This window comes from Haloferax sp. Atlit-6N (assembly GCF_003383195.1).
Lineage (GTDB): Archaea > Halobacteriota > Halobacteria > Halobacteriales > Haloferacaceae > Haloferax > Haloferax gibbonsii.
Genome location: NZ_QEQJ01000002.1, coordinates 145,612 through 158,177 on the forward strand (window position 1 = coordinate 145,612; position 12,566 = coordinate 158,177).

Consider the following 12,566-nt stretch of genomic DNA (forward strand, 5'->3'; position numbering starts at 1 on the left):
TGCGGCCGTGAGCGCGAGCGACCTGCGAGCGCGGCTGCCGTCTCCCCGCGGTGAAGCGGAGGCGGCGCTCGACCGACTCGTGCGCGACAACCGCTTTACCATCTCGGTGTTCTTCCCGCTGAACGGCGCGGTGCTCCTCGTCGCCAGCGCGATGGGCTGGCTCCCCGACCCGCTGGCGTTCAACGCGTTTCTCATCCTCCTCGGGACGTTCGTGATGCGCTCGCCGCTCATCGTGGGCGTCCTCCCGCTCGTGACCCGGCGGGCCGCCCTCGGCGTCGGCACGCTCACCGCGTACGCCTACGCCATCGAGTACACCGGCGTCACCACGGGCTGGCCGTACGGCTGGTTCCACTACGGCGTCGACCTCGGGCCGACGGTCGCCGGCGTTCCGATCGGCTTGCCGGTGTTTTTCATCCCGCTCGTGATGAACGCCTACCTGCTGTGTCTGCTCCTGCTGGGCGACCGCGCCCGCAACGGGGCCGTCCGCCTCGGCGTCGTCATCGCGGCCGTCCTCGCCATGGACGTGGTGCTCGACCCCGGCGCGGTCGCGCTCGGCTTCTGGGAGTACTACCGCCTCGCCGACGACGCGGTGCTGTTCTACGGCGTCCCGCTTTCGAACTACGCCGGTTGGGTCGTCAGCGCGACCGTCGCCGTCGTCGCGCTCGACTGGTCGTTCGACCGCGAGGCGCTCCTCGCGCGGCTCGACCGCACGGAGTTCATGCTCGACGACCTGGTGAGCTTCGTCATCCTCTGGGGCGGCATCAACGCGTGGTTCGGCAACTGGATTCCCGTCGCGGTCGCGGCGCTGTTCGGCGTCGGACTGCTCAAGACGGACCGGTTCGACTCGCGGCTTCTGCGGCTTCCGCGGCGGCTGCCGTGGCGCTCCTGAGCGGCGGGGTTCGCTCGCGCTCGCGCCCGTCTGTCGCGACCCCAGCGCTGTCTCTCAGTCGGATTCGACGCCGCGACGCCGGCCCCGATAGGCGGCTCCGAGCCGTTTCCACTTGAGCAGGCCGAAGCCGAGGAGGATGAACCCGAAGCCGACGAGCGTGGCCGCGGTGACGGGCTCCGTGAACAGAAGCCAACTGTACACCGTCCCGAAGCCGGCGATGGCGTAGGTGACGAGGTTGAGCTCGACCGAGCCGAGTCGGGGGAGAAGCGAGAAGTACAGCAGGTAACTGACCGCGCTCGCGAAGACGCCGAGGTAGACGAGGCCGACGACGCCGGCGACCGACACATCGACCCCCGCCAGCGACTCCGTCGGACTCGCCGCGCTCGCGAGATGGGTCGCGGCGGCCCCGACGACCATCGCCCACGCGGTCTGGGCGGCGAACGGCATCTCGGTCTCGATTCGCTGGGCGAGTACGCCGCCGAGCGCGAAGGACGCCGCGGCGAGCACCAGTATCACCTGCCCCGCGGCGTTCGCCCCGAGGAGGTTCGACGGGTCCGGGTCGGTGATGACGACTAAGCCGAGGAAGCCGACGACGACGCCGAGCAGTTCGACCGGGCCGAACCGCTCGTCGGGGAGAAACAGCTTCGCGAAGCCGACGGTCAGTATCGGAATCAGCCCCGCCAGCACCGACGCGACCGCGCTCGGGACGGTCTGCTGGCCGACGTTCTGGAGGACCCCGTAGCCCGCGAGCGTCAGGAGACCGGCGACCGAGACGGCCGCCCAGTCGCCTCGCGTGCGGGGCCGCCAGTAGTCGGTGCGCCACGCCGCGTACGGCAACAGGAGCGCCGCCCCGATGTCGAGTCGGAACGCGGCGTACAGAATCGGCGGGAACGACCCCAGCCCGAGCGTCACCGCGGGGTACGTCCCGCCCCACAGCGCCGCCAAAATAACGAACAGGACGGCGTTTCGGTACCGACCGGGGAGGAGTTGGTCACCGACCATGGGGCGGCTGATCGGGGACCCCCGGGGTCGCGGGCGCGGTCGAGTCAGCGGTTCGCGGTGGCGTGTCGAGAATCGATCTCGGCTCGTCGGCGGTCGAGAGCGATGCGTCGGCGTGTGCGCTCATCACCGTGACCTACGCCCGCGAGCCGGGAGAACCGGAGGGTTAGGATGCTAACCCCCGTCGCCGGGCCGCCCGGTCGGCGGGTCGCGGTCGGCGTCGAGACCGGCGAGCGCGGAGACGGCGGCCCCGAGGAGCTTTCGCTCCGCGCGGCGGAGCGTCTTCGAGATGGCGACGTCGGAGACGCCACAGCGGTCGCCGAGGGAGGCGAGCGACTCGCCCCGCGGCGTCTCGTAGTAGCCGTGTTCGACCGCGGTTCGGAGCACCCGCGCTTCCGTCTCGGTGAGTCGCTCACAGCCGTCGAGGAGCGTCGCGGCCTCGTGGAAGTTCCGGAAGACGGCGGCCGCACCCGAGTCCGTGAGCGGCGTCTGCTCGACGACGGTGAGTTCGTAGCGGCGGTCGAGCGAGTCGAGGGTGGCCGCCGCGGCATCCGGCTCGGCGAACCCGAGGTGCCACCGTTCCCAGCCGTCCCTGTCGCGGAACGGAGCGATGACAGCGCCGCCGTTGGCCATGACCGTCTCGATGGCGACGGTCTCTTCGAGCACGACGTGGGCCGTCGCGTGCGACCCGCGCTTCCACTTCAGTTCGAAGCGGCGCACGCCGTCGGCGTCTCTGAGCGCGCGGATGCCGGCCTCCAACTGCGACCGCCCCGGCGACGAGGCTTCGACCCAGAGGTCGCACTGGCCGGTTTCGGGCGAGAGATTCCAGTACGGCGTGGTCAGCGTCACGTCGTGCGCGGCGGTCACCCGTCCCAGCGGACAGTCGTCTAACCGGGTGTCGAGGGTGACGCGATGCATGCCGAGGGCTCTCTCGGCCGCCCACTAAATCTTTCAGTCGCGGAAAAATCGCGCGTCGCTCAGTCCGAGCCCCAGCGGTTCAGCGACCGGAGCCAGCCGGAGACGCGCCCGCTGCGTCGGGGGCGGGTGGCCCGCGTCGAACCGGGGCCGAAATCCGCGTCGAGGTCGTCGTCGTCCGGGTACGGGACGACGCTGACGGCCTTGAACACGGCCACGGGGTCGCGCCAGACGGCCCAGTACGCCGCGGTCTTCGCGAGGAGCGTGAGCTTCCGCCCGAAGCTCAGTTCGGGTGTCGTCGCGAGCGTGTCGTAGCCGAGGTTCCGAATCGAACGGTGGTGGTCGGCGTACAGCACCGCCGAGAGGAGTACCGGGAACTGGCAGTCCGCCGGGAGGTACTCGATGCCGGCGACGCCGTCGCGGTACAGCGACTCCGTTCGGCGGAGTTCGTCGCGCATCACGTCGGCGACGCGCTCGTCGAACTCGAGGGCGAGTATCTGCTCGGCGTCGACGCCGTGGCGGTCCAGTGTCGTCCGCGGGAGGTACACCCGGTCGCGCTCGACCACGTCTTCGCCCACGTCGCGCAGGAAGTTCGACATCTGGAACGCCTGTCCCAGCGCCGTCGCGTGCGGGAGCGCCGCCTCGGGGTCGTCGGGACGCATGACGTCGGTCATCATCCGACCGACCGCGGAGGCCGACCCGTCCATGTACGTCTCAAGTTCGTCGTAGGTCTCGTAGCGGTCCTTCTCGATGTCCGACTCCATCGCGTCGATGAAGACGTTCACGTCGTCGGGGTCGATACCGTAGCGCTCTCTGAGTTCGGCGAACGCCGACAGGACGGGGTCGTCGGTCTCGACCTCGCCGAGCGCCTCGGCGCGGAGGCGTTCGAGACGCTCGCGCTGTTGTGCCGGCGGCGCGGTCTCCTCGGCGTCGACGACCTCGTCGGCGACCCGAAAGAACGCGTACAGCACGTACGTGGCGTGTCTGACGCGCTCCGGGAGGAGGCGCGTCGCGAAGTAAAACGTCTTTCCCGTCCGCTGTTGGATGTCTTTTCCCGCCTCGACCTGTGATTCGTTGAGCATCGTTTCGTGTACGTGGCCGCATCCGTCTCGGGACCAACTGAGCTGACCGGGGAGGACAGTCATTCGTTAGGTCTCCGCCGACATAACGCTTCGTGCTGTCGTGAAATCAACCCGCGAACCCGCCGACTTCGCAGTGGTACCAGCGCGGGCGTCTCCTGTCAGGTTTCGTTACCAGAACGTGTCGCTGCAGTCGTAGACGACCCCGTGTTCCGGGCAGACGTACTTGCAGTGGCGGTGGTCCATCGACGTGCCGCAGAAGGGACAGGGCCGTCCCTTCGGGGACTCGATGGCACACGCGTTCCGTCCGGTGTCGTCGTCCATACGAGTTTTCGTAGGACGCGACCGACATATCCCTTACTGCCGTCGGGGAGCCCTGCCGGTTCGAGTCGGTCCGCCGGTGAGGCCGAGTCGATTCCGTCTCGGACACCGGCGAGCGCCGTCGGGGCGGCGGCACCGACCGACTCGACGCGTCCGGAGACTCCACCCGAATTTGGTACGGAACTGGAACAACGCTCATGTACGGTCGTCGCCGAGTCGAACTCGTCGCGTCGAACGGCACCCGCGAGAATATTACCGCGCTCGACCAATCAACTAAACGAACAGTCGATGGAGAAGGCGCTTTGGTATCTGCTCACGGCGACTCGCGGCGGTGAGAACCGCGTCCGCATCATCCGCGCCCTCTCGGAGCGCCCGCAGAACGCGAACCGCCTCGCCGACGAGCTCGACGTGGGCTACAAGACCGTCAGACACCACCTCGACGCCCTCGAATCCCACGGGGTCGTCGAGGCCGGCGGCGACAAGTACGGACGGCTGTACTTCCTCACCGACCAGTTCGAACGGTACCGCGACACTTTCGAAGAAATCACGACACACCTCGAATGACCATGGCAATGGACACCCAAATCATGGCGGCCAGCGCCCTCTCGGGCGCGAACATCGTCTTCCTCGCGGCGCTGACCGCCGTGTGGATTCGCAACTACCGGACGTTCCGCACCTCGCTCGTCCTCGGCCTGCTCGCGTTCGCCGTCGTCATGCTCGTCGAGAACGCCGTCGCGCTCTACTTCTTTTTCACCATGCAGAGCCTCTACTCCGGGGACCCCCACGTCCAGCAGGCCGTGTTGGTCCTCCGCGGCCTCCAACTCGTCGCGCTGGCGTTCCTGACCTACGTGACGGTCCGGTGAGCGCCCGGCGGTCTCGACCTTCGGCCCCCGCCCGGTCCGAATTTGGTACAGAGTCGACCCCGATTCGTCACGGAGTCACCCCGAATCTCGAAAAACCGCCTTTAGCCGGTCTCGCGTCTTCGTTGTCGTGGCATCGACCACACGTGAGACCAATGACGGACACGACGACTCCGACGACGCGACGAACCGTGCTCGGACTGACCGGCGCGGGCGTGCTGGCCGCCCTCGCCGGCTGTTTGGGTAGTGCGAGCCTGCCGGGCCAATCGGCCGGAAACGGAAACAGCCAGTCCGCGCGAACCTACCGCGTGACCGTGGCGAACCTGACGACGGGACAGCCGCTCACCCCGCCCGCGGTGGTCGCCCACCGCGCCGGCGTGGAACTGTTCGCCGTCGGCGATCCGGCGAGCGACGCCATCAGGGAACTCGCCGAGAACGGGAACCTCGGCCCGCTTGGTGAACTGGCCGAGGAAACCGACGACGTTCGCGGCGTCGCGGTCGGCGACGCGCCGCTCGTCCCAGACGAACTCCCGGCGAGCGAGATGTTTCCCGCGGCCGCGACGCTCGAACTGGAGACCGACGCCAGCGGCGCGTACCTCTCGTTCGTCAGCATGCTCATCGGCACGAACGACGGGTTCGCCGGCCTCGACACCGTCCCGCTCCCGGAGCGGGTCAACGAGTCGCGGTCGTACTTCGCGGCCAGCTACGACGCCGGAACCGAGGTCAACACCGAGGCGTACGGCGACATGGTCCCCCCTGCACAGGCCCTCTACGGCATCGACTCCGGGACCGACGGAACCGGCATGAGCGACCCCGACCTCGCCGAGGACGGCGTCATCGCGCCGCACGCGGGTATCGTCGGCGACGGCGACCTCGACCCCGCCGTCTACGGCTGGGACGACCCCGTCGCGCTGGTTCAGGTCGAGCGACTCGACTGAGTCGGCCGCGACCTGACTTCCCGACCGTTGAAACGCCGTCGCTCGCGGGAATCGGCGTCGTCGGAGAACAAAACCCGAGGCGTGGACGCCGTCGGAAGCGAACGACCGGGGGCGGTCGTTCGGTGAAACCACGTAGCGTACCACGCGGCGAGTGCAGGGAGGCCCGACCGCGCGATGCTGTTGCAGCTGCGTCTACCCGTTGTCGGAGCGCGTTGAACCGCTCTGGTGGTGATGGTGGTGGTGGTGGGGGGCATCCGGTCGGCGAGAGACCGACGCGAACGGGAGGGTCTCTGACAACGGCGATTACCAGTTCGTTATCACCTGTCAAAGCTGTACCGGTGGTTCGAGGGCCGGGCCATCGGACATCGACGGAGTCGAATTCGGCACTGAGACGGCGTTTCACGCCCCGTGGGATCGGTTCACCTACCGAACTGTCACCGGTGTCGGTTCCGAGCGGCGGCGCCTCGCGCGTCGACTCTCGGCCGAGTCACTCGTCGCCCCCGTCGCCGAACTTCGCGTACGGCCGGCGGTGGGTGTTCCGAATCAGGTCCTCGTCGGAGACGCGAAGCCCCAGTTCGTCTAACTCCTCGCCGATTCGACTGAGGTCGTCGCCGTCGACGCCGATGGCTCGGACCATGACGTTTCGCTCGCCGGTCATCACCTCCTGTACCTCGACGACGCCGGGGACCGCGGCGGCGGCCTCGGCCAACTCCTCGCGCTCCGGAATCGGGGCCGTACAGACGATGAGCGTGTACAGTTGGTACCCCGCGCGCTCGTAGTCCACGTCGGCGTGGTAGCCGCGGACCACTCCGTCGGCTTCGAGTCGCTGGATACGGTTTCGGACGGTGCTCGCCGAGGCGTCGAGTTTGTCGGCGATGTCGGTCGACGACGTGCGGCGCGCCTCCGACTGCAACGTGTACAGTATCTTCCTGTCCAGCGCGTCGAGTTCTCGACTCGTCATTCGTCCGGTCGTCTGTCGCCCGCGACATTAACCCTCCCGGCATCGTTGTCAGAAGCTTAGTTCAAATTGAATAATACGCGACTCCCGACAATACACTACATATACGTCCGGACGGCCGATGCTTTCTAACGGGTCGAACGCGAACGAAGGGGACACCGACACAGATGAACCCAACAGAGATCGGTATACGCCTCGTCGCGGGGGCGTTGCTCATCCTCACGAACGGTTTCTTCGTGGCCATCGAGTTCGCGCTGACGCGCGCCCGCCAGTTCACCGAGTCCGAGTTCGTCGACGGCGACTCCCGACTCGAACGGGCCTGGGAGATGACCCAGGAGCTCGAACTGTATCTCACGACCTGCCAAGTCGGAATCACGGCGTCGAGCATCGCCGTGGGTATCGTCGCCGAGCCCGCGCTGGCGGCGCTGTTCGAACCGCTACTCGAGCCGCTGTTCGCCGGCACGACGCTCGCGACCATCGGCGCCGGCGCGCTCCTCGCCTACCTGATCATCAACCTCCTCCACCTCACCCACGGCGAGCAGACGCCGACGTACCTCGGCGTCGAGCGCTCCCGGATGGTCTGTCGCTACGGGGCGGCGCCGCTGCACTGGTTCTACGTCGCCATCTCGCCCGTCATCAAGTTCGGCGACTGGGTCGCCAAGTGGACGCTCAAGCTCTTCGGCATCGAGATGTCGGGCGCGTGGCTCGAAACCGAAACCGACGTCATCGAGTCCCGCGGCCAACTCCGCGAGCGTCTGAACTCGCTGCTTCAGGAGGGCGAACTCACCGAGGAGCGCCGCGACGAGGTGCTCAGCGCGCTGGACGCGGACGAACTCTCCATCAGCGAAATCATGATTCCGACAGACGACATCGTCTCGCTCTCGACGGCGGCGACGCCCGGCGAGAACTTCGACCGGATTCGGAACACGCCCCACACCCGGTTCCCGCTCGTCGGCGAGTCGCTCACCGACTTCCGCGGCGTCGTCTACGCGCCCTCCATCATCGACAACTTCGAGGCGCTCCGCGCCGGCGAGCGCTCGTTCGACGAAATCGCCGCGCCGCCGATGACGCTCGCCGCCGACACGAACGCCAGCGACGCGTTCGACCAGTTCCAAGCGGAAGACCAGGAACTCGCGCTCGTCCTTCGGGACGGCGAGGTCGTCGGCCTCCTCACCGCGACCGACGCTCTCGAAGCCGTCATGGGCGAACTCGACGACCCGCTCGACTAGCGTCGCAGACGACGTTTTCGGCTTTTTTCGGTGATTGGCCGTCGCTCACAGCGACGTGGTTTCGCGGAAAACGGGCGCGGCCGTGACGACCCACGGACGGCTCTGCGTGCGTGACGAATCGAAGAATGCCCGGGGTGGGCTCCGAACCCACGATCTCCGCATGTCCCAGGTGCGAAGCCGGCATGACTTCGCGAGGGGCGGAGGCTTCCAAGGCGTTCCGCACCGATTGTGAAACCCTATGAGTGCGGCGCTATGTCCAGCTAAGCCACCCGGGCTCAACTTCCCGTTGTGTGCTGGTTGTATTTAAGCTTCTCATCTCCGACGACCGCGGGGCGAGTCACCACGCCACTCGATTCGCGTCATCACCCGCGGATTTATGTCCCAACACCGGGTGCACACACGCATGAGCCAACCGGAGATCGTCCAGTCCGTCCTCGGAGAGGAAGACGTGGTGACGCGCGTCCACCTCGGGGGCGAGGACGAACTGTTTGTGACTCCGACGCGGACGCTCGTCTATCGGGCCGAAGGCCTCCTCTCGGACGAGTCCGTCGACGAATTCTCGCACGCCGCGGAGCGACTGTCCGTCAAGGAAGGGCGACGAAAAGCGAAGCTATCGCTCGACTACGGTCTCGACGGGAGCGAGACGTTCTCGATGTCCTCGAAGCGGCTCGACGACGCGCTCCAACCCATCGTCGAGGGCGTGCTCGCGGCCGCCGGCGTGACCGACGAAGAAGGCGAGCGCGTCGTCCAGACGTTCCGTTTCAGCGAACTCACGTTCGTCGTCACCGACGCCCGCGTCGTCCGGCACATCGGCAGCGCGGTCTGGGACGAAGACTACGAGTCGTACCGCTACGCCGACGTGACCGACCTCGAATTCGAGTCCGGAAGCGTCGCTACGACGGTCGTGCTCACCGTCGACGGCCGCCAGGAGCGGTTCAAGATTCCCAACGAGGAGGCCCGGCTCGTCCGCGAGAAACTTGCACGTGCGCTGTGTGACTACCACGGCGTCGGCAGTCTCGAGGAGTTCCGCGTCCAGATGGAGAAAGCGCGGGCGAACGACGAGTCCGCCGACGCCGCCGACCGCGACAACACCGACTTCGGCGCGGGCCCCGACCCGCTGAGCGCGAATCCCGGTGAGCTGTCCGACGAACCGGCGAACGCCACCCGCGCCGAGGGCGACGCGGCCGCCGAGGCGAGCCAGCAGGCCACCCGGACGCAGTCCGTCGAAGCCCCCTCCGCGACCGGCGCGGTGGCGGAGGCGAAGCAGGCCGCCAAGGCGGCGTCGACCGAGTCGGCGTCGGGCAACGTCGCCGACGCCGCGGACCTCGGGTTCGAGGGCTCCGGCTTCGAGTCGGCCGCCGAGTCCGAGTCGGCGGGCTCCGGTGCCGTCGATGCCGACTACGCCGAACTCGCAGACGAAATCGAGTCGCTCCGCGAGGTCGTCGAGGCCCAAAGCGAGCAGATTCGCCACCAGCAGGAGCTGGTCGAACAGCTCATCGAAGAACTCCGCCGCGGGCGGTAACCGCGGAGTTCGCCCGACGACGACCGCCCGGACACCTATTCCCGCCCGAGCACTTTCCTGATACACGACGAGCCGAAGGGCCCGAGTTCGCCGGACTCGAACCGCACGAAGTGGCCGGTGGAGATGGACGCGCCGCAGCGGCGGCAGTCGAAGTCGCCCTCGCGCTGGACGACCTGACTCTCGAATCTGACGAACGTGCCGCCGCGGTTGTGACGGACGCGGCCGCCGTCGCGCTCGATGATGCCCCGAAGCTCCGCGGTATCGAGGATGTCGCGCGTGAGCGTCGGGTCCGTGGTGACCGTCTCGATGCGGTCGACGACCTCGGCGAGGGAGAGTTCGTCGGCTTCGAGGTGCGCGAGGAGGTCGAGCGCGAGTTCGACGCGCTCGTCGCGTGTGGGCTCGGTCACGGTTCGGGAGCCAATCGAACCGGGGCGGGCTAAAGCCCTCCGAAGCACAAAGCGTTTGGTCGCGGCGCGACGACCGACTCCAGAGCTTCCGTGCCCCGTCCGCGTCTCGCCGCCGGCCTCGCGCTCGCGGCCGTCGTCGCCGGTCTCCTGTTCGCGTCTCCAGACGCCGTCATCGCGCGCGCGGCGTGGGTCGCCGCCGACCCCGTCCGACTCGTCGTCGTCGTGAGCGCGCTCGCGCTCGTCCGCCCGCTTCTCGCGTGGCCGACGACGCTCCTCGCGCTCGTCGTGGGCTACGGCCTCGGCCCGGTCGGCGTGCCGTTCGCGCTGGCGCTCATCGTCCTCACGAGCGTCCCGCCGTTCCTCTTCGCGCGGCGCTACCGCGGGACGACCAGACTGGCCGAGGTCGGCGAGCGAACCGTCGAGCAGACGGGGTCCGTCAGGGGCGTCGCCGCGAGCCGCCTGCTGCCGATCCCCTCCGACGTGGTGTCGGTGGCGGCGGGCGTCGCCAACGTCCGGCTCGGCGCGTTCGCGCTCGGAACCGCCGTCGGCGAACTCCCGTGGGCCGTCGCGGGCGTCATCGCCGGCGCGTCGGTCGAGACGCTCACGACCGAGTCGCTGGCCGCGGCCGTCCGCCCGGAGTTCGTCGTGCTCGCGGCGGTCGCGGGCGTGTCGATGCTCGTCCCGACCGCGTACCGTCGCTACCGGGCAGAATCGGGCGCGTAGGGGACGAAAATAGAGGGCAGAGAGTACGTAGAGCGTGCGAGCGGCGGGCCCTATTCTAACAGCGACTCGCCGGTCATCGCGGCCGGCTGGTCGACGCCGACGAGTTCGAGGATGGTCGGCGCGATGTCGCACAGCGAGCCGCCCTCGCGGACGGTCCGACCGCCCGAAAGCGGGTGTTCGGGGTCGAGGTCGGCGGCTTCGTCCTCGGCGTCGTTCTCCGGGGCGGCCTCGTCGTCGCGGTCGGCCGCGAGGTAGACGAACGGGACGGGGTTGAACGTGTGGGCCGTGTGCGGGTCGTCCTCGGTGCCCATGTCGTCGGCGTTGCCGTGGTCGGCGGTGATACAGACGTGGCCGCCGTGCGCGCGGACGCTCTGGACGAGCCGCCCGAGCTGTTCGTCGACCGCCTCGACCGCCTCGATGGCGGCCTCGTAGTCGCCGGTGTGGCCGACCATGTCGGGGTTGGCGTAGTTGAGCACCATCACGTTCGGGTCGTCGGACTCGATGATGTCGATGGCCGAGTCGGTGAGTTCCGCCGCGGACATCTCGGGTTGGAGGTCGTAGGTCGGCACGTCGGGGCTCTCGACGATCTTCCGAATCTCGCCGTCGAACTCGACCTCGCGGCCGCCGTTGAGGAAGTAGGTGACGTGGGGGTACTTCTCGGACTCGGCCATGCGCAGTTGCGTCATGTCCGCCTCGGCGAGCACCTCGCCGAGCGTGTCTTCGGGCTGTTCCGGCGGGTAGGCGACCGAGACGTCGAACGTCTTGTCGTACTGCGTCATCGTCGTCATGAGGATCTCCGGCGGCGCCGTCTCGAACTCCCAGACGGGCTCGATGTCGCAGAGCATCCGAACGAGCTGTCGCGCGCGGTCCGCGCGGAAGTTGAAGAAGATGACCGAGTCGCCGTCTTCGAGGGCGGGCGCGTCGTCGACGACGGTCGGCTCGACGAACTCGTCGGTGTCGCCGCGGTCGTACGACTCGGTGACGGCGTCGACGGCGGTGTCGGCGGTCCACTCCGCCTCGCGCTCGACGATGGCGTCGTAGGCGCGCTTGGTGCGCTCCCAGTTCTGGTCGCGGTCCATCGCGTAGTAGCGCCCGGAGACGGTGGCGACGCCGCCGGTTCCCTGCTCCTCGGCGACGGCTTCGAGGTCCGAGAGGTACGCCTCGCCGCCGGTGGGACTGGTGTCGCGGCCGTCGGTAAAGGCGTGGGTGACGGCGTCGACGCCGCGTTCGGCGGCGAGTTCGATGAGCGCGTGGAGGTGCTCCTGGTCGGAGTGAACGCCGCCGTCGGAGACGAGGCCCATGAGGTGTACGCGGCCGTCGTGTTCGTCGGCGTGGTCGTAGGCGGCCGTGATGGCATCGTTCTCGAAGAACGAGCCGTCGTCGATGCTGTCGCCGATGCGGGTGTACGCCTGCTTGACGACGCGGCCGGCCCCGATGTTGAGGTGGCCGACTTCGCTGTTGCCCATCTGGCCGTCCGGAAGACCGACGCGCCGGCCGTCGACGATGAGCGTCCCGAACGCGCCCGCGTCGCGGTAGCGGTCGAAGTTCGGCGTGTCCGCCGCCTTGATAGCGTCGCGGCGGTCGTGGTCGCCGAGTCCCCACCCGTCGAGGATGATGAGTGCTGCGTCCATGCGTCGCCGTTCGGCGCGCCGGGCTAACTGTCCTTTGCTCCCGACATGGAATGACAACGTGTCGCGTACGGAGATGAGAGGGCGGCGTTCGCGCC

14 protein-coding genes and 1 tRNA gene are annotated in these 12,566 nt (G+C 68.3%); 7 read left to right on the forward strand and 8 right to left on the reverse strand.

Annotated features, from left to right (window positions below; translation table 11 throughout):
• Window positions 1-7: 7 nt before the first annotated feature.
• Window positions 8-889 carry a bisanhydrobacterioruberin hydratase gene (gene cruF / locus DEQ92_RS09905; protein WP_115820716.1) on the forward strand — a complete coding sequence of 294 codons (882 nt, stop codon included), beginning with the start codon at window positions 8-10 and terminating at the stop codon, window positions 887-889.
• Between the two features lie 54 nt (window positions 890-943).
• On the opposite strand, the gene DEQ92_RS09910 is transcribed toward cruF, so the two are convergent.
• The 4 genes from DEQ92_RS09910 to DEQ92_RS23845 all read right to left on the reverse strand — a co-directional run bounded on the left by DEQ92_RS09910 (window position 944) and on the right by DEQ92_RS23845 (window position 4,206).
• Window positions 944-1,891: a DMT family transporter gene (locus DEQ92_RS09910; protein WP_004974989.1), complete on the reverse strand. Its 948-nt coding sequence runs from the start codon at window positions 1,889-1,891 to the stop codon at window positions 944-946.
• 171 nt (window positions 1,892-2,062) lie between these two features.
• Window positions 2,063-2,806: a helix-turn-helix domain-containing protein gene (locus DEQ92_RS09915; RefSeq protein WP_004974997.1), complete on the reverse strand. Its 744-nt coding sequence runs from the start codon at window positions 2,804-2,806 to the stop codon at window positions 2,063-2,065.
• 59 nt (window positions 2,807-2,865) lie between these two features.
• Complete coding sequence (locus DEQ92_RS09920; RefSeq protein ID WP_115805069.1) at window positions 2,866-3,885, reverse strand: phytoene/squalene synthase family protein; 1,020 nt, start codon at window positions 3,883-3,885, stop codon at window positions 2,866-2,868.
• 168 nt (window positions 3,886-4,053) lie between these two features.
• Complete coding sequence (locus DEQ92_RS23845) at window positions 4,054-4,206, reverse strand: HVO_2523 family zinc finger protein (RefSeq protein ID WP_004974999.1); 153 nt, start codon at window positions 4,204-4,206, stop codon at window positions 4,054-4,056.
• Window positions 4,207-4,491: 285 nt separating this feature from the next.
• Here DEQ92_RS23845 and DEQ92_RS09925 point away from each other — a divergent pair, with 285 nt between their 5' ends.
• The 3 genes from DEQ92_RS09925 to DEQ92_RS09935 all read left to right on the forward strand — a co-directional run bounded on the left by DEQ92_RS09925 (window position 4,492) and on the right by DEQ92_RS09935 (window position 6,001).
• Window positions 4,492-4,767, forward strand: coding sequence for a winged helix-turn-helix domain-containing protein (locus tag DEQ92_RS09925; RefSeq protein ID WP_004975000.1), 276 nt, complete (start codon window positions 4,492-4,494; stop codon window positions 4,765-4,767).
• 2 nt (window positions 4,768-4,769) lie between these two features.
• Window positions 4,770-5,066 (forward strand): hypothetical protein, encoded by a 297-nt coding sequence (locus DEQ92_RS09930; protein WP_049905074.1) that lies wholly within the window; start codon window positions 4,770-4,772, stop codon window positions 5,064-5,066.
• A gap of 152 nt (window positions 5,067-5,218) precedes the next feature.
• The gene (locus tag DEQ92_RS09935) at window positions 5,219-6,001 is read left to right on the forward strand and encodes a spondin domain-containing protein (protein ID WP_115820717.1); all 783 of its coding nucleotides are present in this window, start codon (window positions 5,219-5,221) and stop codon (window positions 5,999-6,001) included.
• Window positions 6,002-6,488: 487 nt separating this feature from the next.
• On the opposite strand, the gene DEQ92_RS09940 is transcribed toward DEQ92_RS09935, so the two are convergent.
• A complete protein-coding gene (locus tag DEQ92_RS09940; RefSeq protein ID WP_004975004.1) occupies window positions 6,489-6,962 on the reverse strand; it encodes an Lrp/AsnC family transcriptional regulator in 474 nt (157 codons plus the stop codon).
• A gap of 164 nt (window positions 6,963-7,126) precedes the next feature.
• Between DEQ92_RS09940 and DEQ92_RS09945 the strand changes: the two genes are divergently transcribed.
• Window positions 7,127-8,188, forward strand: a complete 1,062-nt coding sequence (locus DEQ92_RS09945; RefSeq protein ID WP_004975005.1) for a CNNM domain-containing protein — start codon at window positions 7,127-7,129, stop codon at window positions 8,186-8,188.
• A gap of 126 nt (window positions 8,189-8,314) precedes the next feature.
• Here DEQ92_RS09945 and DEQ92_RS09950 read toward each other — a convergent pair.
• A tRNA-Met gene (locus DEQ92_RS09950) sits at window positions 8,315-8,463 on the reverse strand.
• Between the two features lie 128 nt (window positions 8,464-8,591).
• On the opposite strand from DEQ92_RS09950, the gene DEQ92_RS09955 reads away from it, so the two are divergent.
• Window positions 8,592-9,710 carry a hypothetical protein gene (locus DEQ92_RS09955; RefSeq protein ID WP_115805071.1) on the forward strand — a complete coding sequence of 373 codons (1,119 nt, stop codon included), beginning with the start codon at window positions 8,592-8,594 and terminating at the stop codon, window positions 9,708-9,710.
• A 35-nt stretch (window positions 9,711-9,745) separates the two neighbouring features.
• Here DEQ92_RS09955 and DEQ92_RS09960 read toward each other — a convergent pair whose 3' ends face one another.
• Complete coding sequence (locus tag DEQ92_RS09960) at window positions 9,746-10,117, reverse strand: DUF5830 family protein (protein WP_004975009.1); 372 nt, start codon at window positions 10,115-10,117, stop codon at window positions 9,746-9,748.
• A gap of 90 nt (window positions 10,118-10,207) precedes the next feature.
• Here DEQ92_RS09960 and DEQ92_RS09965 point away from each other — a divergent pair, with 90 nt between their 5' ends.
• Window positions 10,208-10,840, forward strand: coding sequence for a TVP38/TMEM64 family protein (locus tag DEQ92_RS09965; RefSeq protein WP_004975010.1), 633 nt, complete (start codon window positions 10,208-10,210; stop codon window positions 10,838-10,840).
• A gap of 50 nt (window positions 10,841-10,890) precedes the next feature.
• On the opposite strand, the gene gpmI is transcribed toward DEQ92_RS09965, so the two are convergent.
• Complete coding sequence (gpmI, locus tag DEQ92_RS09970; RefSeq protein WP_004975013.1) at window positions 10,891-12,471, reverse strand: 2,3-bisphosphoglycerate-independent phosphoglycerate mutase; 1,581 nt, start codon at window positions 12,469-12,471, stop codon at window positions 10,891-10,893.
• Window positions 12,472-12,566: the final 95 nt, after the last annotated feature.

Excerpts from the sequence above, each read along its gene's own strand:
- DEQ92_RS09945 (WP_004975005.1), top strand. The coding sequence starts at position 7,127 with ATGAACCCAACAGAGATCGGTATACGCCTCGTCGCGGGGGCGTTGCTC.
- DEQ92_RS23845 (WP_004974999.1), bottom strand. The coding sequence starts at position 4,206 with ATGGACGACGACACCGGACGGAACGCGTGTGCCATCGAGTCCCCGAAG.
- DEQ92_RS09925 (WP_004975000.1), top strand. The coding sequence starts at position 4,492 with ATGGAGAAGGCGCTTTGGTATCTGCTCACGGCGACTCGCGGCGGTGAG.
- DEQ92_RS09920 (WP_115805069.1), bottom strand. The coding sequence starts at position 3,885 with ATGCTCAACGAATCACAGGTCGAGGCGGGAAAAGACATCCAACAGCGG.
- DEQ92_RS09930 (WP_049905074.1), top strand. The coding sequence starts at position 4,770 with ATGGCAATGGACACCCAAATCATGGCGGCCAGCGCCCTCTCGGGCGCG.
- DEQ92_RS09955 (WP_115805071.1), top strand. The coding sequence starts at position 8,592 with ATGAGCCAACCGGAGATCGTCCAGTCCGTCCTCGGAGAGGAAGACGTG.
- DEQ92_RS09910 (WP_004974989.1), bottom strand. The coding sequence starts at position 1,891 with ATGGTCGGTGACCAACTCCTCCCCGGTCGGTACCGAAACGCCGTCCTG.
- DEQ92_RS09935 (WP_115820717.1), top strand. The coding sequence starts at position 5,219 with ATGACGGACACGACGACTCCGACGACGCGACGAACCGTGCTCGGACTG.
- DEQ92_RS09915 (WP_004974997.1), bottom strand. The coding sequence starts at position 2,806 with ATGCATCGCGTCACCCTCGACACCCGGTTAGACGACTGTCCGCTGGGA.
- gpmI (WP_004975013.1), bottom strand. The coding sequence starts at position 12,471 with ATGGACGCAGCACTCATCATCCTCGACGGGTGGGGACTCGGCGACCAC.
- DEQ92_RS09940 (WP_004975004.1), bottom strand. The coding sequence starts at position 6,962 with ATGACGAGTCGAGAACTCGACGCGCTGGACAGGAAGATACTGTACACG.